16 protein-coding genes are annotated in these 17,242 nt (G+C 45.8%); 12 read left to right on the top strand and 4 right to left on the bottom strand.

Annotation, left to right across the window (positions count from 1 at the left end; translation table 11 throughout):
• The first annotated feature begins 66 nt into the window (after positions 1-66).
• The 3 genes from BQ5796_RS16505 (at position 67) to ltrA (ending at position 3,622) form a co-directional block, all read left to right on the top strand.
• A complete protein-coding gene (locus tag BQ5796_RS16505; protein ID WP_071461464.1) occupies positions 67-1,173 on the top strand; it encodes a PRK06851 family protein in 1,107 nt (368 codons plus the stop codon).
• A gap of 58 nt (positions 1,174-1,231) precedes the next feature.
• Positions 1,232-1,768: a hypothetical protein gene (locus BQ5796_RS16500; RefSeq protein WP_428839326.1), complete on the top strand. Its 537-nt coding sequence runs from the start codon at positions 1,232-1,234 to the stop codon at positions 1,766-1,768.
• Positions 1,769-2,359: 591 nt separating this feature from the next.
• Positions 2,360-3,622: a group II intron reverse transcriptase/maturase gene (ltrA, locus tag BQ5796_RS16495; RefSeq protein WP_071461463.1), complete on the top strand. Its 1,263-nt coding sequence runs from the start codon at positions 2,360-2,362 to the stop codon at positions 3,620-3,622.
• A gap of 77 nt (positions 3,623-3,699) precedes the next feature.
• Here ltrA and BQ5796_RS16490 read toward each other — a convergent pair whose 3' ends face one another.
• The gene (locus tag BQ5796_RS16490) at positions 3,700-5,061 is read right to left on the bottom strand and encodes a YjiH family protein (RefSeq protein WP_071461462.1); all 1,362 of its coding nucleotides are present in this window, start codon (positions 5,059-5,061) and stop codon (positions 3,700-3,702) included.
• A gap of 415 nt (positions 5,062-5,476) precedes the next feature.
• On the opposite strand from BQ5796_RS16490, the gene BQ5796_RS17745 reads away from it, so the two are divergent.
• Both BQ5796_RS17745 and BQ5796_RS16480 read left to right on the top strand, forming a co-directional pair.
• On the top strand, positions 5,477-6,580 hold the full coding sequence (locus BQ5796_RS17745) for an SH3 domain-containing protein (RefSeq protein ID WP_083413204.1): 1,104 nt from the start codon (positions 5,477-5,479) through the stop codon (positions 6,578-6,580).
• A gap of 146 nt (positions 6,581-6,726) precedes the next feature.
• The gene (locus tag BQ5796_RS16480) at positions 6,727-7,626 is read left to right on the top strand and encodes a Cof-type HAD-IIB family hydrolase (RefSeq protein WP_346190303.1); all 900 of its coding nucleotides are present in this window, start codon (positions 6,727-6,729) and stop codon (positions 7,624-7,626) included.
• Between the two features lie 120 nt (positions 7,627-7,746).
• Here the strand turns inward: BQ5796_RS16480 and bshB2 are convergent, their stop codons facing one another.
• On the bottom strand, positions 7,747-8,412 hold the full coding sequence (gene bshB2 / locus BQ5796_RS16475) for a bacillithiol biosynthesis deacetylase BshB2 (RefSeq protein WP_071461461.1): 666 nt from the start codon (positions 8,410-8,412) through the stop codon (positions 7,747-7,749).
• A 33-nt stretch (positions 8,413-8,445) separates the two neighbouring features.
• Positions 8,446-8,793, bottom strand: a complete 348-nt coding sequence (locus BQ5796_RS16470) for a YojF family protein (protein ID WP_071461460.1) — start codon at positions 8,791-8,793, stop codon at positions 8,446-8,448.
• A gap of 258 nt (positions 8,794-9,051) precedes the next feature.
• On the opposite strand from BQ5796_RS16470, the gene BQ5796_RS16465 reads away from it, so the two are divergent.
• From BQ5796_RS16465 to BQ5796_RS16445, 5 genes are all read left to right on the top strand, one after another.
• The gene (locus BQ5796_RS16465; protein WP_071461459.1) at positions 9,052-9,414 is read left to right on the top strand and encodes a DUF2512 family protein; all 363 of its coding nucleotides are present in this window, start codon (positions 9,052-9,054) and stop codon (positions 9,412-9,414) included.
• Positions 9,415-9,905: 491 nt separating this feature from the next.
• A complete protein-coding gene (gene kynU / locus BQ5796_RS16460; RefSeq protein ID WP_071461458.1) occupies positions 9,906-11,177 on the top strand; it encodes a kynureninase in 1,272 nt (423 codons plus the stop codon).
• A 23-nt stretch (positions 11,178-11,200) separates the two neighbouring features.
• The gene (gene kynB / locus BQ5796_RS16455) at positions 11,201-11,830 is read left to right on the top strand and encodes an arylformamidase (protein ID WP_071461457.1); all 630 of its coding nucleotides are present in this window, start codon (positions 11,201-11,203) and stop codon (positions 11,828-11,830) included.
• Positions 11,831-11,894: 64 nt separating this feature from the next.
• Positions 11,895-12,743, top strand: coding sequence for a tryptophan 2,3-dioxygenase (gene kynA, locus BQ5796_RS16450; RefSeq protein ID WP_071461456.1), 849 nt, complete (start codon positions 11,895-11,897; stop codon positions 12,741-12,743).
• A 184-nt stretch (positions 12,744-12,927) separates the two neighbouring features.
• The gene (locus BQ5796_RS16445; RefSeq protein WP_071461455.1) at positions 12,928-14,271 is read left to right on the top strand and encodes a sodium-dependent transporter; all 1,344 of its coding nucleotides are present in this window, start codon (positions 12,928-12,930) and stop codon (positions 14,269-14,271) included.
• Between the two features lie 166 nt (positions 14,272-14,437).
• Here the strand turns inward: BQ5796_RS16445 and pdxK are convergent, their stop codons facing one another.
• Entirely contained in the window at positions 14,438-15,250 is an 813-nt protein-coding gene (pdxK, locus tag BQ5796_RS16440) for a pyridoxine/pyridoxal/pyridoxamine kinase (protein ID WP_071461524.1), read from the bottom strand.
• A 577-nt stretch (positions 15,251-15,827) separates the two neighbouring features.
• Here pdxK and fdhD point away from each other — a divergent pair.
• Positions 15,828-16,586, top strand: a complete 759-nt coding sequence (fdhD, locus tag BQ5796_RS16435; RefSeq protein WP_071461454.1) for a formate dehydrogenase accessory sulfurtransferase FdhD — start codon at positions 15,828-15,830, stop codon at positions 16,584-16,586.
• 72 nt (positions 16,587-16,658) lie between these two features.
• Positions 16,659-17,231, top strand: a complete 573-nt coding sequence (locus tag BQ5796_RS18910) for a twin-arginine translocation signal domain-containing protein (RefSeq protein ID WP_071461453.1) — start codon at positions 16,659-16,661, stop codon at positions 17,229-17,231.
• Positions 17,232-17,242 lie beyond the last annotated feature (11 nt).

The raw sequence follows: 17,242 nt of genomic DNA, 5'->3' as shown, positions 1-17,242 counted from the left end.
GAGCTGCAGCATAAATTGAACTGAAGCGAAAAAGCCGCCGGCTGGCGGACGGAGGGAGTGTCCTGTATGACAGGAAAAGTGCTGAATTATTTTGCAGGCGGCAACACGGCGCGGGGGTTCTATAGCTTGTATGATTCCAATCTGGCGGGACTTGACCGTGTTTTTATCCTTAAAGGGGGACCAGGAACTGGCAAGAGTTCTTTGATGAAGCGGCTTGGCAAGCAGTGGAATGCCAAAGGCTACAATCTGGAGTATCTCCACTGTGCCTCGGACAATGACTCAATTGACGGCCTTATCATCCGCGAGCTTGGCTTCGGAATCGTCGACGGAACAGCGCCGCATATTATTGAGCCTAGAGTACCGGGGGCAGTTGAGCAATATATCAATCTTGGAGAGGCTTGGGATGCAGCCAAGCTAAGGGAAAAGCGAAAGGAAATTGAGGGTCTCTCAACTCAGATCAGCCGAGCATTCTCGGACGCGTATGCCTGTTTTGCTGAGGCACTCAAAATCCATGATGAATGGGAAAGATTTTATATCGAAAACATGGATTTCAAGGCAGCGAATGCACTGACAGAAGAGCTGCTAGCAGCTTTTTTTGGAAAAAAAGAATTGGAAAAAAAGTCTACAGTCCGCCACCGCTTCCTCGGTGCTGCAACCCCGATGGGTGCAGTTGATTTTGTTCCAAACCTGACAGAGGGACTTGCGAAGCGATACTTAATTAAAGGAAGGCCGGGTTCTGGCAAGTCAACGATGCTGAAAAAGATTGCATCTGAAGCGGAACGGCGCGGCTTTGACGCCGAGGTTTATCATTGTGGATTTGATCCAAACAGTCTCGATATGGTGATTGTGCGGGAGCTTGGTTTCGCAATTTTTGACAGCACCGCGCCTCATGAGTACTATCCTGATCGGGAAAGTGACGAAATCATCGACATGTATTCTCGGACCATTGCACCGGGTACCGATGAGCTGTATGAAGAAGAGATCGATTCTGTTGGTAAAAGGTATAAAGCAAAGATGGCGGAGGCTACTTCCTTTTTAGCGAAGGCGAACAGCCTGCATGATGATCTGGAAGATATATATGTGGAAGCAATGGACTTTCTTCTTGTTGAAAAGATGGCTGAAAAGATACATGAGGAGCTTGCAGCAAAGGCTGCCTCGTTAAAACATTCATAGGCTAAGCACCAAAAAATCAAGGGGTGCATATCTTACAGCGAGAGAAGACAGAAAGGGGATGCTCTTTGTGAATTACTATCCTTATCCGTACAACGGCCAGTATCCAGCCGACGCGGATTCTATGGAAAATATGTATACGACTGGTGAAAATTATTACGATAATTATTTGGATCCATATGGCGAGGCATATATGGATCCTTATGGCTACCAGGGTGAAGTGTTTCCTGGACAGCCGCCAGGGCAAGGTGGGGGATTTCCGGGTGGAGGAGGCTTCCCAGGAGGCTTCCCAGGAGGATTTCCGGGTGGAGGAGGCTTCCCAGGAGGGGGCCAAGGTGGAGGACCGCCATCTTCGCCACCGCCAGGGTATGTACCACAGTTTGCTTCTTCGCCATCACTCTATGCGGTTGACCCGGGCGGAATTAGACGCTGTCTCTACCGTTTCACCTATGTTTGGCTCAACAACGGGAATAGCTTTTGGTACTACCCGACCTTTGTCGGCCGCAGATCGGTTGCTGGCTATCGTTGGAGACGCCGCAGCGGATGGGTATACTTTGGAATTGACCTGAACCGAATCCGTTCCTTCCAATGTCAATAACAGAAAGAAGAGCTGGTCTCCTTTGGGGAACCAGCTCTATTTTGTGTGCCCGGCATGGGTACAGGCTCTAAGGTGAAAGTCCTGAACAGTGAAGGCAGTAGTAGCTGTAGCTCAAGACAAGGGTATAAGGGGCGACCCTTATATCTGAAGGAAGTCGGCGGCAAACTTCCGCTCCGAGGAACACGAACCTCATATAAGGCTAGGTGGCATTGGGTGAGTCTGCAAAACAAGACAAAGCCCTTACTGCCGAAGGTGCCACAGAGTAAATGAGGCGGAGACGTGGAAGGAAAGTCTGTACTCTTACCCGGGGAGAACCTGTCGGAATGCCGTACTCATGCGGTAAGCCTATCCGTGAGGGTAGGTTGAACGGCAGGCGTCAGCAGAAGCCATAGTACTTGTCCGCTTAAGAGGATAAGGAAGGGCTGAACCAGTTATGGAAAATAGGGGCTAGGCGAATCTTGCCATTCAGTGAAACAGAAAACAGAGAAACCTGTCTATTGAAAGAAATGGTGAATCCATGGGGGTCAATAGGACAGGGTGGAGAATGGAAGAACACAAACAGAAACCCTATTTACGCAGGAGGTTATATCAATGTTAATGGAACGAATCCTGTCACGGGAAAATCTACTTAACGCGATTAAAAGAGTAGAAAAGAACAAGGGAAAGCATGGAGTGGACGGAATGCCCGTCACCGCTCTGCGCGCACATATCGTGGATAACTGGAGCGAACTGCGCAAATCCCTTGCCGAGGGAACCTATGTCCCTTCCCCCGTCCGTCGAGTCGAAATCCCGAAACCAGACGGCAAAGGGAAAAGGAAATTAGGAATCCCGACCGTGACGGACCGTTTCATTCAACAGGCAATAACCCAGGTGCTTACCAGAATGTACGACCCAGGCTTTTCTGAAAGTAGTTTTGGGTTCCGGCCGAACAGGCGGGCGCACCAGGCAGTCAAACTAGCGCAAAGCTACATGGAAGAAGGATATAGATGGGTGGTAGACATTGACCTCGAAAAGTTCTTCGATAAGGTTAACCACGACAGGTTAATGAGTAAATTAGCCGGGAGAATAGAGGATAAATCCTTACTCCGTTTGATTCGACGATTCCTAACCGCGGGTGTTATGGAAGGCGGACTTCTCAGTCCGAACCAGGAAGGCACTCCGCAAGGAGGACCATTAAGCCCCCTCCTGTCCAATATAGTCCTGGATGAATTGGATAAGGAATTAGAGCGCAGAGGACACAGGTTTGTCAGGTATGCGGATGATTGCAACATCTATGTGAAATCCAAAAGGGCTGGAGAAAGAGTAATGAGAGCAATGACTCATTTTATAGAGGGGAAGCTTAAGCTGAAGGTGAACAAGGAGAAAAGTGCCGTAGACCGACCGTGGAAGAGAAAATTTCTCGGCTTCAGTTTCACAAGCAACCTAAAACCGAAGGTGAGAATATCACCTCAAGCAATAAAACGGTTTAAGGATAAAGCTAGGAAATTGACTAGCAGGCGAAGTTCAATCTCTATGGAGACAAGGATTCATATCCTAAATGAATATCTAGTGGGGTGGGTCAACTATTACCACCTGGCTGATACCCGGTCAGTAATTGTTAGCCTGGAAGGCTGGCTAAATCGAAGAATGCGAATGATTAGGTGGAAGGAATGGAAACTTCCTCGAACCAAAGTCAGGAAACTCATCGAACTGGGTGTACCAAGAGGAAAAGCTTACGAATGGGGAAATACGAGGAAAGCCTATTGGAGAATATCCAAGAGCCCAATTCTTCATAAAACCCTAGGGAAAGCCTACTGGCTTTCCCTAGGGTTAAAAAGTATTTCTGCAAGATATGACATACAGCGTCAGACATAACTGGAACCGCCGTATACGGAACCGTACGTACGGTGGTGTGAGAGGGACGGAGGTTAGTCACCTCCCCCTATCTCTATTTAAAAAAGAAAATGGGCAACGAGCACGATGACTGGCAGCGTAATCAAGGTTCTGAGAAGGAAAATGACGAAAAGTTCCCAGAATTTAATCGGAATTTTCGAACCGAGCAGCAGCCCGCCAACTTCCGACATGTAGATCAGCTGAGTAACAGAAACACAAGCAACGACGAATCGAGTCAGCTCACTGTTGATATCTGCACCCATGAGCGACGGAAGGAACATATCGGCAAAGCCGACCATCATGGTCTCAGATGCAGCTGCTGCTTCCGGCACTTGAAGAAGCTGCAGCAGCGGAATGAATGGAACGCCTAGCCATTGGAAAAATGGGGTGTATTCTGCGACGATTAGTGCTAGTGTTCCGAGCGCCATGACAATCGGTGCGACGCCCATCCACATATCGAGTACATTTTTTGTGCCGGATGCGAAAAAGTCTTTTGCACCTTTATTTTTTCCAGCCTTGTCTAACGCTTGGACAAGTCCCCACTTGAAAGGAGTAAATCCTGGTGGGATATTGTCTTCCGAGTAGTCTTCAGATTTTTTATTATAGTAAGAGTCTTCCTTGCGAGAAAGCGGTGGAATTCGCGGAAGCACGATTGCCGCAATAATTCCTGACAGGAGCACGGTTAAATAGAACGGCACAAACATATTCCCAAGTTTTACAGTATTAATGACTACGAGACAGAAGGTAATCGAGACGACGGAAAAAGAAGTTCCAATGATGATTGCTTCCCGCTTCGTATAGAAGCCTTCTTCGTATTGCTTGCTAGTTAAAAGAACTCCGATGGTTCCGTCACCAAGCCAAGAGGCCATGCAGTCTACAGAAGAGCGTCCTGGCAGTCGGAATATCGGGCGCATAACTTTCGCAAGGAGTGTTCCGCATAGCTCAAGCAGGCCGAAATCCAAAAGAAGCGGCAAAAGCAGACCAGCCAGCAGAAAGACGGAAAACAATATCGGGAGGAGGCTATTAAGCAGCAAACCGCCTGTAGCGTCCGACCAAATTTGTTTCGGACCTATTTTAAATAATGCACAGACGGCAAAAACCGCTCCGATCAAACGCGCGATAATCCAGACAGGAGAAACGTCAAATAAATTTTTCAGAAAAGTATTTCTATTTAATATTTGTGGACGCATTACTTTTGCTGCCAACGTTCCAATTAAGGTTAAGCAAACGATTGCGGTCATGATTTCCGGCAAATACGGCTCAAGGCCTTTTTGGATCATTCCTGATAAAACCGCGATTGGAATCGTGATATCTCCTTTGTACATTACGGGAGCCATAAACAGGAATAGGCCGAGAAAGGACGGTATGGCAAAGATAAAAAAGGTTCCAAGAGACTTCTTCTTCACTAAGACTGGTTCCAAGTAAATTCACCCTTTAAGTTACATATTTATAAGTAGTTTTTAATTTTAATTCAAAACAGTAAATTTGCCAACCCTTTTTTATTAAGGGTTTGATTCAATGTGATGAATTCGTTGGTGAAAAATTATACTTCTATAGTGAAAGGCTCTTTTTTAAAAGGCGGCATGGTTAGCTCCATGTGCGTTCTTATTCCAGTCACTCGGCTGTAATAAGACGATGACAGCTATGTATAACGAATGCATATGATGATAGGGTAATTTTTAAGCGTAACCTTAAAAGAGAGCGAACTTATGGGAGGTTTCAAAATACGGAGTCTCTTTTTTATTATTTAAAATCTTTACGCTCCTAAATCTTCAATATATTAGGTGAAAAAGCCGATAAAGTTAAGGGGAGTTAAATTTAGAGGAGTGGAAAGGTATGAATAACAAGCTTCGGACAATGTTGGTTAAACTAGCTGTGGCTTTGATGTTGGTGCAGGTATTAGGAGAAACCCCGTTGCTTCAAGCAACTGAGGTGGAAGCGGCATCAGTAGAATATGTCACTACTGACAATTTGAACTTGAGAGCCGGCGCGTCAACAAAAACTAGTATTTTGACTACTATACCAAAGGGAAAAAGAGTTAGATATATTTCTCAATCTGGTTCATGGTTCAAGGTCGCTTATGGAAATAGAACAGGATTTGTAAGTTCGGTTTATCTAAGAAAAGTGGCGGTAAGTGTTGTCGAATATCAAACAACGGATAACTTAAACATGAGAACGGGCGCTTCAACGAAACATCGAATTTTGATTACCATTCCACGCGGGGAAAGAGTTAAATTTATTTCAAGCTACGGTATTTGGTATAAGGTTTCCTATAAAAATAGAACAGGATTTGTAAGTTCTGCTTTTTTGAAAAAGCCGGGAACCGCTCCAGGTCAAGTTGCTGATCCGAAACCTGCTACCATGATGAATGTTCCAGTGATAAGGCAAAGACCAATGCTCCCATCCGGCTGCGAAGCGGTAGCGCTGACGATGGCATTGAATTACTATGGTGTGAGAGTGGATATGAGAACGATTGCAAGGCAAATGCCATACGATAAAACTGCTTTGATAAGAAACAAAGATTGGTCCATCCGGGTTTGGGGAGACCCAGAAGTAGGCTATGTTGGGAATCCATTTGGAACAGGTTTCACCATTAACCCGAACCCGTTGAAAAGAGTAGCGGACAAATATCGGAAGGGAAATCTCGCTCTTTATGGGAAAGACTTCAGGGTGATTGAAGACTATGTAAGGAAAAGAAAACCAACACTTGTGTGGTTCACTATCAACTATCAAATGCCAAAAAACCGCACATGGAAAACATCTAAAGGTAAAACCATCTATGCCCCTAGACCGCTTCATTGTATCGTGGTAACGGGTGTAGATAACAACTATGTATATTTCAATGACAGTGAATCTGGTGGGAAAAATGTAAAAGTGGCAAAGAGCCAATTTATCAAAGTCTACAATGCCATGGGCAGAAGAGCATTAGTTGTAAACTAGAAGAATATATTTTAAGACTCCTTATTAAAGGGGTTTTCTTTCTTTTGTTTAGCTGGATTGGTTTTGATTAGTGGTGGAATGATGCAATTAGAATAAGGAATGGAGCGTAGAGGTGGAATGCTAGTCAATGCGAAAAAGGGATAGATATGGTAAAATGCTGGAATACGATATGGCGAATGGATGGTGTGAAAATAATGAAAGTAATTGCCAGCGATATGGATGGGACTTTGCTTACCCCTGCACAGGAAGTAACAGCAGAGAACAAGGCAGCAATATTAGAGGCCCAATCGAAGGGCGTGGAAGTCGTGATTGCAACGGGCCGCTCTTATGAGGAGGCACGGTATGTGTTGGACAAGGCTGGGATTGAGTGCCCAATTATTTGCGCGAATGGTGCGGAGGTGCGTTCAAAAGAGGGGATCGTGCTTGAGGCGAATCCATTGAGCGATCAGGAAGCGCGGGAGGCAGCGGCGTTGCTGTTGCAAAATGGTGTCTATTTCGAGGTGTACACGAATAAAGGGACATATACGAATGATGAAGATAAGGCTGTGACGATTATTGCGGACATTATCTTTAGCGCGAACCCCGAGATTCCGATGGAGAAAGTGATGAAAGGCGCTAAGCAGCGGGTCGAAGCAGGGCTTGTACATAAGGTGGAAGATTACGAAGACTTATTTGAGCACTCGGAGTACAAGATTTATAAACTGCTTGGATTTTCATTTGATCGAAAAGCGCTAGGTGCGGCACATGACCAAGTAGGTGCACTTGTAGGGCTTGAGGTCACTTCCTCTGGAAGGGAAAACATCGAGATTACGAGCAGGCATGCGCAAAAAGGAATTGCGCTGGAGGCATTTGTGAAAGGGATGGGCTACTCCTTAGAGGAGACAATGGCCATCGGCGATAATTTCAATGACGCCTCGATGCTTCGAATTGCAGGCAAGAGTGTGGCCATGGGCAATGCGGCAGAAGAAATCAAAGCAATGTGCGATGAAATCACCGGAACGAATGAAGAAAGCGGTGTCAGCAAGGCAATACGTGCAGTGCTGTAATAGAGTGGATTAGTGCAACAGTGAATCAATGAAGCAATGAATCAGTGAATCAGTGAATCGTGCCTGACCCCCAGCGCGGTAACGCGTTACCGCGCTGGGGGTCAGGCACTGTTTAGTGCGTTAATGCTTGTATGTCCAGAATCGCTCGATGTTTAGCCAAGCCAAGGCTTGGGGATCCTTTTGTTTCAGTTTCTCTCCGAGTTCTGCCACCATGAGTTCTGTTTGGGAACGGTGGGCACGGATGGCGTCCAGTTTGATATCAGCGACTGCGCTAATATCATGGATAGTATCCGGCTCGCCGAGCTCTTCTTTAGTATTTTTCGAAAATGCGACGCAATGCAGTTTAGTGCGTTGAGCTTCCGGTATTTTTCCTACTGCTCTAACGACTGCTTCTCCTGTTGCTTCATGGTCTGGATGGACTGAATATCCAGGGTAGAAAGTAATGATAAGAGAAGGATTTAATTCTTGAATCAGGGAGCTGATTTCATCAGTCAATTTATCCGGATCCTCAAATTCAACCGTCTTATCTCTGTATCCGAGCATGCGCAAATCGGAAATTCCAAGCACTCTTGCCGCTTCTCGAAGTTCATGCTTTCTGATAGCGGGAAGGGTTTCTCTATTGGCAAAAGGGGGATTTCCCATGTTCCTGCCCATCTCGCCGAGTGTCAGGCAAGCATATGTGACGGGAGTACCCATATTCACATGCGAAGCAATCGTGCCAGAGACGCCGAATGCTTCGTCATCCGGATGCGGGAACACCACTAATACATGACTTTCTTTCTCCATTATTGATGATCTCCTTTCGATCTTGCGATAGGCTTATTGAAATGGCGTTTCGCTGATTTCTAGCGCTACCGCAAGCCTGCCTTCGAAATCGTGGCCAGCTAGCAGCAGTCTTCCTTTGCTGTCTATTTCGTAATGGGTAATTCCCTCTGCGTACACCCAGCCTAGCGGAATCTTCAAACCTGTACGGAATGGCCCGATTCCTGTTATTTTAGCTCGCTCGTATACCACCTTTGCATTACGGATATAGGCACCGGAAGAGAAAAAAGCTTCGTTCTTATGTGATGCATATGCCCCGTTCGTCGTTTCAAGATGAATATATACTTCTTTATTTTGGAAGCTGTCTAAAGCTTCCTGTACAGCCTCTAAATTGACTGGATCCATCTTTCTTCCTCCTTCTAAAGCCCGGTACTGATCATGAGTTTCCAACATACAATGAAAAGAAAAGATAAATCCATTTTACTAAAATAGGAGACTAAAAGCGAAGGGAAAGCTTTTGGACACTACCAAACAAAAGCGTGCCTGACCCCCGGCGATTCACCGCGGTGAATCACTGGGGGTCAGGCACGCGTTCAGTCGAGTGCGACAATGGGTTTACTTTTCTTTTTTTGGTGGAATGATATTGGCAAAGGAGGAGAAATAATGGAACATTTTAAAGCATTCGCGATCAAGGGTGTTATGACACTCGTCGTTCTGTATCTCGTCTTAGGTCTCGGCTTCGCTGCCAGCCCCGGCGACTTGCTGGTCATCACCATGTTGCTTGGATTGCTTTCCTATATTGCGGGCGACCTGATGATCCTCCCGAAAACAAGCAACCTGACCGCAACCGCAGCAGATTTTCTATTAGCATTCTTTATGATTTGGGGACTTGGAATGATCCTTTTTGAAAATACAAACTCCCTGTTAGCGGGCTCTCTGTTTGCCGCATTCCTTATCGCCATGGGAGAATGGTTCTTCCATAGTTATATGGCAGACAAAGTGCTCCATATAAATCGTAAAATATAGAATAAATCGATCCGAATGAGTGAAGGAGCAATCCTTCACTTTTTATATATGTCTATGCAGTAATTTTCTCTTCTTGGAACGATGAGTTTATTTTACAGAGAAATAGGTACGAAGTCTAACGTCTCCTCGTGTTCCGGGTACAGGTGGCCCACCTTGCGGGAACTTGAGCCATTTCCGCTGAAAATCTTCCCCTCGGCACCTGTTTAATAATAGCAATCCAATAGTGTTTATGGATGAAACCGCTAATCCCAATGGGCAATAATTTAATCGTGATAGTACCTCTTTTCCGATGAAAAAAGGATGTTATGTTTTTTACCCGTTACATTAGAATGATAAACCTAAAAATCCTTATTAATATAAAAAAATTATGATAAAAATGAGAGAGGGATTTGTTGAGATTGCCTAAATAGCTGATTTCCGTTTCTGGACAGGCTCCTTAGCGGTCCGCTATAATCTTTTTACAAATAATAATTTTCTGAAAGGTTGATATGATGGTTTTTTCATTGGAATATGCACGAAAGCTGGATAGCCAAGATTCACTAGCGTCCTACCGGGAGGAGTTTTATTTAAAAGAAGAGCGAATATACCTTGACGGGAACTCTCTAGGACTCTTATCAAAGCGCGCAGAGAAAGCGCTTCTAGAACTGCTGGATTCGTGGAAAACTTATGGTATTGATGGCTGGACCGAAGGGGTGCATCCATGGTTTTATCTTGCTGAAAAGCTTGGTAAGGAGCTTGCGCCGATTGTAGGGGCAGGGCAGGAGGAAGTGATTGCAACGGGATCAACGACGGCAAATTTACATCAGCTTGTCGCAACATTTTATAAACCGGAGGGCAGCAAGACGAAGATACTTGCTGATGAACTAAACTTTCCAAGTGATATTTACGCCCTCCAGAGCCAGCTTAGGATAAAAGGGTTAGACCCTGACGAACATCTTGTTAGAGTGGCGAGCAAGGACGGACATATGTTAGATGAAAAAGATATCATCGCTGCAATGACGGACGAGATTGCGCTTATCGTTCTCCCGTCTGTCCTGTACCGGAGCGGGCAGATTCTTGATATGAAATTGCTGACAGAGGAAGCACACAAGCGCGGAATTCTCATTGGATTTGACCTTTGCCATTCCATTGGTTCAATTCCGCATCGTTTGAGCGAATGGGGCATTGATTTTGCTTTTTGGTGCAATTATAAGCATTTGAATGGCGGACCGGGAGCGACTGGTGGCTTGTTCGTAAACCGCCGGCATTTCGGAGAGCTGCCGGGGCTGGCGGGTTGGTTCAGCTCACGTAAAGATAAGCAATTCGACATGGAGCATGTGCTGTCTGCGGCAGAGGATGCAGCAGCCTATCAAATGGGCACACCGAACATTTTCAGTATGGCGCCGCTCGCAGGCTCTCTATCCATGTTTACGGAAATTGGAATGGAGCGAATCCGTGAGAAATCGCTGAAGCTGACAGGATATATGCTCAGCTTAATTGATAAAGAACTGGAAGGGCGAGGCTTTGCTGTACGTAACCCGCGCGATGAAAACAAGCGCGGCGGGCATATTTATCTTGAGCATGAAGAGGCAGCGAGAATTTGCAAAGCGCTGAAAGCAGATGGCATCATCCCGGATTTCCGTGCGCCAAAGGGCATTCGTCTCGCACCTGTTGCTCTCTACAATACGTTTGAGGAAGTATGGAAGACTGTTCAAATTTTGAAGAGCATCATGGACGAGGAAAAGTACAAGAAGTTTGAAAACAAGCGCGGCATAGTAGCATAACGCACTGATAAGGGGTGGCATTGATGGGGGAGAAAAAGTGGATGGATATTTCCCAGCCTTTGAGCGATAATATTGGCCATTGGCCCGGGGATACGCCGTTTCGATATGAAACTGCTTTTACAAAGGAAACAACGGGTTCAGTGAATATTGGCAGGATGATGACAAGCCTCCATACTGGAACGCATGTGGATGCACCTTTTCACTTTGATAATGATGGGGAAAGAATTTTGGACATGGATATCGGCGTGTTCATTGGGCGTGCGAGAGTGGTCGATGTTTCTACTGCAGATGTGATTGATGCCAAGCTGCTTGAAAATCTGCAGATTGGTGATGTTGAGCGGCTGCTGTTAAAAACAGCGATTCCTAACATTCCGGAAAGGTTTCCTGAACGAATTCCGTTGCTGGCACCGGATCTTGCTCCATTTTTAGCAGAAAGAGGGGTCGTATTGCTCGGTGTGGATGTACCGTCTGTCGACCAGCTTGACAGCAAGGATATGGAGACGCATCACGCGCTGTATGCCAATGGCATCAGCATCCTGGAGAACCTTATGCTTGATAAGGTGGATGAAGGAGAGTATGAATTGATAGCGCTGCCTCTTCCCCTGAAGGATGGAGATGGGAGTCCAGTTCGTGCAGTAATCAGGCCGTTATAGGTTGTGGAGGGGTAGTCTGTGTAGCCGTCGGATTAAACAGAAAAAAATAAAAGGGGACTTTTTTATGATTGAAAAAAAAGATGTGAACGCAACAACTTCCGAAAAAAATATCCATACTGATTTTTCCAATAATATGACGTACGGGGAGTATCTGCAGCTTGATAAAATATTGGATGCACAAAACAGGCTTTCGGGCCATCATGATGAAATGTTGTTCATTGTTATCCATCAGGTGAGCGAATTATGGATGAAGCTGATTCTTCACGAAATGGGTGCGGCCATCCAATCGATTCAGGATAATGACCTTTCCGCAGCGCAAAAACGGCTTTCAAGGGTATCAAAAACGCAGTCACAAATCATTCAGGCATGGGATGTGCTTTCAACGCTGACGCCATCTGAGTATATGGAATTCCGCGGATCGCTCGGCCAGGCCTCAGGTTTCCAGTCTTTCCAATACCGTTTGGTGGAATTTGCGCTAGGCTACAAAACCCCGCATGTCTTGAAAATTTATGAAAAAGATCCCGAGCTCCATGCTCGTTTGAAGAAGGCGTTTGAAGCACCGGGGCTGTATGATGTGAGTATACAGGCGCTCCAAAAAGCGGGACTTCCGATTGATGAAGAAGTACTTGACCGTGATGTGACACGAACATATAGTTCTAATGACTCTGTCCGCGCTGCCTGGATGGAGGTATATAGAAACACAGATAAATATTGGGAATTGTATGAGCTGGCGGAGAAGCTTGTCGATATTGAAGATTGGCTGCAACAGTGGAGGTTCCGCCATATGAAGACTGTTGAGAGAATCATAGGATTTAAGATGGGAACAGGGGGATCGTCGGGTGTTGCCTACTTGAAAAAAGTACTCGACCAGCGTTTCTTCCCTGAGCTTTGGGATATTCGGACGGAACTTTAAGGTTGGTTCTTCGAACGAAAGTGGACTTTTTACGGTAAAATGGTATTGTAAAATAGCTATATGTCCCGGGAAATAATCTGATTGGCTGTGATTATGGGGGATGCCAGCCTAGGTGATAGATTGTAATGATCAGCTTAGAAGTTCGACAAGTTTTTAGAAAATAAACGTTCACCCAGGGGGATATATGAGTACAAAGAGAGAACAATGGTCATCTAAATTTGGGTTCATTATGTCATCGGCAGGGGCAGCGATTGGCCTTGGTGCGATTTGGAAGTTTCCTTATGTCACGGGGATAAGTGGCGGCGGGGCTTTTCTTATTTTATTTATCGTTTTCACTATTCTCATCGGGTTGCCGATGTTAATTTCCGAATTTATTATCGGTAGGGGTGCGCAAAAGGAAGCAGTCTCGGCCTATCGAAAGCTTGCCCCGGGTACTTGGTGGACAAGCACCGGCCGGCTTGGTGTAGTGGGCTGCTTTTTGCTCCTTTCTTTTTATGCGGTTGTTGGAGGCTGGGTGTTGATTTATAGCGTTATGGCACTTGGCGGGCAGATTATCGAGCCTGGGGTGGATTATGCAAGGCTGTTTGGCAGCATTACCGGCACGCCTTCTATTGCGCTGCTGGGTTTGGCGCTATTTATGCTTGCGAATATCGTGGTGATTTCTTCCGGGATCCAGAATGGGATTGAAAAAGCGAGTAAGTACATGATGCCGCTATTATTTATCTTTTTCATCGTGCTCGTCCTTCGTTCCTTGACGCTTGATGGAGCAATGGAAGGTATTCGCTTTTTCCTGAAACCGGATTTTTCTGAGGTTACCGGGGAGGCTGCGCTCTATGCTCTGGGCCAATCCTTTTTTGCCCTTGCGGTTGGTTTTTCATGCATGGTGACATACAGCTCTTATCTTGATAAGGGTGTTAGCATCCCATCATCGGCGGGATCAGTCGTCGTCATGAATATCTTCGTTTCAATACTGGCAGGGCTTGCGATTTTTCCGGTTGTGTTTGCTTTCGGAATGGAGCCGGCGGAGGGTCCAGGACTGCTGTTTATGATCCTGCCTGCTGTTTTCTCGCAAATGCCGTTTGGTGAGCTGTTCCTGGCAATTTTTCTTGTGCTGTTTTTGTTTGCGACCCTGACATCTTCATTCAGCTTGCTGGAGATTATTGTTTCTGCATTCATTGAGGATGGGAAGAGAAGCAGGAAGAAGATTTCTTGGGTTTCAGGCATCATCGTTTTTGTTGCTGGGGTTCCAGCAGCGCTGTCGTTTAGCACGCTTTCAGGTTGGCAGATAGATGGAAAAACAGTTTTCGACCTAACAGATTATCTTGTGAGCAATATTTTGCTGCCACTCGGCTGTCTGCTGATCGCATTGTTTATTTCATGGAAAATGGATGAAAACGTTGTGCGGGAAGAGTTCGCCCAAGGTGCCTCGCTGCCTGCCTCAGCGTATACTGTTTGGCGGTTCCTGATGAAAGTGATTGTTCCAGTAACCATCCTTATCGTTTTCCTAAGCACCATCACCAACTGGTAATGCACCGCTTTAAAGCACCGGGGGACAGGCACGCTGCGTTGGTGTGAAGCATCACCGCACCGGGGGACAGGCACGCTTCATTTGTTTAATGCGATGGCGCACAATAGAGAAAGCCCCAGGTTTCCGCTCGCGGAAACCTGGGGCTTTTTGCTGTATAGGCAGATTGTTATTCTGCGTTTTCCGTACCGCGGTATGCGGAGTGCATTGTCGGGCCGACATATTCGTTCAGGCGGAAGCCGTGGCGAATTGCTTTTGTGATGAATTCTTTTGCAGTGTCAACCGCATCTTCAACAGACTTACCTTTCGCGAGACCGGCAGTGATGGCAGCCGCGAAGGTGCAGCCAGCGCCGTGCGTGAATGTAGTTTTGACTTTCTCTGATTCATATAGCCTGAAGTCTTTTCCATCGTATAGGATGTCTACTGCTTTTTTGTGATTCAGTTTGTTTCCGCCTTTTATCATGATATATTTTGCACCAAGGTCGTGGATTTTTACCGCGGCCTCTTTCATGTCTTCAATTGTAGAGATAGGGCCAGTGCCTGCAAGCTGTCTTGCTTCGAACAGGTTCGGTGTTACGATCGTTGCCCGTGGAAGCAACAATTCCCTCATCGCATCCGTATTTTCTGGCTGAAGCACTTCATCTTCGCCTTTGCAAACCATAACAGGGTCGATGACCACTCTTTCGAGCTTGTGCTCATCCATCTTGCGGGCAGAAAGCTTGATAATATCGACAGAGCCAAGCATACCTGTTTTCATTGCATCGATGCCAACCGAAAGGATCGTATCCAACTGCTTTTCCACAAGCTCTACAGGCTGTGGAAATACTTCGTGGTTCCAGCCTTTTGGAGACATTGTCACAATTGTTGTTAGGGCGGTCATTCCGTAAACCCCGAGTTCTTGGAACGTCTTAAGATCAGCCTGGATTCCGGCGCCTCCGCTTGTATCCGATCCGGCAATTGTCATCACTTTTTTCATGGTCATTCCTGATTCCTCCCCGAAGGTGATTGTCCCTGCTGCCATACAGATATCCTCAAATGAAATACCTGCATTAAAAACAGCCGGAAATACAGAATTGTCAACCTTCTTATTATAACAAGAACAATAAAAACTAAAAAGCAGGCAAGCCATCTGAAAAAAGTTCTATCAAATTAACAGGTACTTTATGGGAAAAGTGAAGGGTTGAGGGGGAATTCCTTCATATGAAAAGTAATGGGTGAACTTTTTGTGTTGAAGGGTGAGAAATGTAACTGCCCTAGTTCGGAAGATATATTAATGTTTGTTTGGAGATTTTATGTTTTCTTTTATTTGGCCATTACAAGTCAAAATAAAATGTTCAAAAAATGTTCTAATTTTTGACAAGAAACCGCTTTCTTTTTGTAACAAATTTTGCTTTTTTACGCCCGGATATCCTGTACATTTAAATTGAGAACACTTTTACTAATATATCAATATTGCTATGTATTGTAACCATCGTTACTGAATTTGTGAAAAGCACTAGATTTGCCAGCTTCCCCTTATATCGAAGGAATAATTGGGAGCGCAGAAGGGGTGGGAAAAAATGAACAGAAAAGGGTGTCCGGATGAGTATCCCGTTAATCTGGTCCTCAATGGATTTGAAGTAGCCGTCTTCCAGCTCACAAAGCATGACTTGGAAGACTGGGCATATGGATACCTCTATTCCGAAGGGTGGATTGAAAGCGCAGTCGACGTCCATACCATCACTTTTGACGAGAAAACTGGCTCGCTTCACGTTTCTTTAGGAAACGGCTTTGACCCCGAGCAAATGTTTTCGAAAAAAAAGCATTACACTGCCGGCTGTGGCCGGGGTGTCACTTTTTTTTCCATGACCGATGTGAAAAACTTCAAAAAAATAGATTCCCGTGCAACTTGCACGCTCAGCTACATGCTGAAAAAAAGAAGTGAGTTTGCACAGAATTCGCCTTTTTATCTTGAAACAGGCGGTATGCACGGCGCCTGCATTATTAAGGAGGACGGCAGCATGGAAGTCCGGGAAGATATCGGACGCCATAATGCAGTCGATAAAATCATCGGCTATGCCATCCGGAACCATCTGAAGGCAGACAGTCTCGTTCTGCTGACAACCGGAAGGATTTCATATGAAATGCTCTCAAAGGCCGCGAGATTCGGGTTTCCGATTATCGGATCACGCACAGCAGCAACAAAGCAGGCTATCCAGCTTGCAAAATTCCTGAATATAGAGGTAGCCGGCTATTTGAGAGGCAAGATGGCCACCATTTACACTTCGGCTGGCAGGATTATCCCTGATCTCACCCCAGCCTGCCCTAATAACATTTGAAAGGAGTGAAGCAGAGAAGATCTTCAACTGACTCACAAAAAAAGACTTCACTATAGGGAAGGAGAGAACATCATGGTTGAAATGAACATAAATCGCCGGCAGTTTCTGAAACTGACTGGCGCCACTGCTGCTACCCTTGCAATTGTGGAACTCGGCTTCAACGAAAAGGAAGTATACGCTTCCTCCAAAGAACTAAAGATTGCAAAATCGACCGTAACCCCAACCATTTGCTGCTACTGTGGCGTAGGCTGCGGGATACTTGTCCACACGAAGAACAATCAGGTCGTCTATACAGAAGGAGATCCGGATCACCCTGTTAACGAAGGCAAGCTATGCAGTAAAGGGACAACAATCCGTCAGCTTTATACGACGGAAAAACGTGTATTGAAGCCTCGTTACCGTGCCCCTGGCAGCAGTGAATGGGTGGAAAAAGATTGGGAATGGATGTATGAAAGAATCGCAAAACGTGTGAAAGAAACACGCGATGCCTCTTTTATTGAAAAAGAAGGCGGTATAGTCGTCAATAAGACGGAGCGAATCGCCAGCCTTGGCGGCGCTGCGCTCGATAACGAAGAAACCTACCTTCTCTCGAAGATGATGAGGGGACTCGGCATTGTCTACCTCGAACATCAGGCCCGAATATGACACAGTTCAAC

The organism is Bacillus massilinigeriensis (genome assembly GCF_900111815.1).
Taxonomy (GTDB): domain Bacteria; phylum Bacillota; class Bacilli; order Bacillales; family Cytobacillaceae; genus Mesobacillus_C; species Mesobacillus_C mediterraneensis.
The sequence above is the reverse complement of the archived record's forward strand: the minus strand, read 5'-3'. Positions and strand labels throughout refer to the sequence as shown.

What these genes read in the sequence shown, in the direction of transcription:
- BQ5796_RS16505 (WP_071461464.1), top strand. Translation starts at nt 67, where the DNA reads ATGACAGGAAAAGTGCTGAATTATTTTGCAGGCGGCAACACGGCGCGG.
- BQ5796_RS16500 (WP_428839326.1), top strand. Translation starts at nt 1,232, where the DNA reads ATGCTCTTTGTGAATTACTATCCTTATCCGTACAACGGCCAGTATCCA.
- ltrA (WP_071461463.1), top strand. Translation starts at nt 2,360, where the DNA reads ATGTTAATGGAACGAATCCTGTCACGGGAAAATCTACTTAACGCGATT.
- BQ5796_RS17745 (WP_083413204.1), top strand. Translation starts at nt 5,477, where the DNA reads ATGAATAACAAGCTTCGGACAATGTTGGTTAAACTAGCTGTGGCTTTG.
- BQ5796_RS16480 (WP_346190303.1), top strand. Translation starts at nt 6,727, where the DNA reads ATGGTAAAATGCTGGAATACGATATGGCGAATGGATGGTGTGAAAATA.
- bshB2 (WP_071461461.1), bottom strand. Translation starts at nt 8,412, where the DNA reads ATGGAGAAAGAAAGTCATGTATTAGTGGTGTTCCCGCATCCGGATGAC.
- BQ5796_RS16470 (WP_071461460.1), bottom strand. Translation starts at nt 8,793, where the DNA reads ATGGATCCAGTCAATTTAGAGGCTGTACAGGAAGCTTTAGACAGCTTC.
- BQ5796_RS16465 (WP_071461459.1), top strand. Translation starts at nt 9,052, where the DNA reads ATGGAACATTTTAAAGCATTCGCGATCAAGGGTGTTATGACACTCGTC.
- kynU (WP_071461458.1), top strand. Translation starts at nt 9,906, where the DNA reads ATGGTTTTTTCATTGGAATATGCACGAAAGCTGGATAGCCAAGATTCA.
- kynB (WP_071461457.1), top strand. Translation starts at nt 11,201, where the DNA reads ATGGGGGAGAAAAAGTGGATGGATATTTCCCAGCCTTTGAGCGATAAT.
- kynA (WP_071461456.1), top strand. Translation starts at nt 11,895, where the DNA reads ATGATTGAAAAAAAAGATGTGAACGCAACAACTTCCGAAAAAAATATC.
- BQ5796_RS16445 (WP_071461455.1), top strand. Translation starts at nt 12,928, where the DNA reads ATGAGTACAAAGAGAGAACAATGGTCATCTAAATTTGGGTTCATTATG.
- pdxK (WP_071461524.1), bottom strand. Translation starts at nt 15,250, where the DNA reads ATGACCATGAAAAAAGTGATGACAATTGCCGGATCGGATACAAGCGGA.
- fdhD (WP_071461454.1), top strand. Translation starts at nt 15,828, where the DNA reads ATGAACAGAAAAGGGTGTCCGGATGAGTATCCCGTTAATCTGGTCCTC.
- BQ5796_RS18910 (WP_071461453.1), top strand. Translation starts at nt 16,659, where the DNA reads ATGGTTGAAATGAACATAAATCGCCGGCAGTTTCTGAAACTGACTGGC.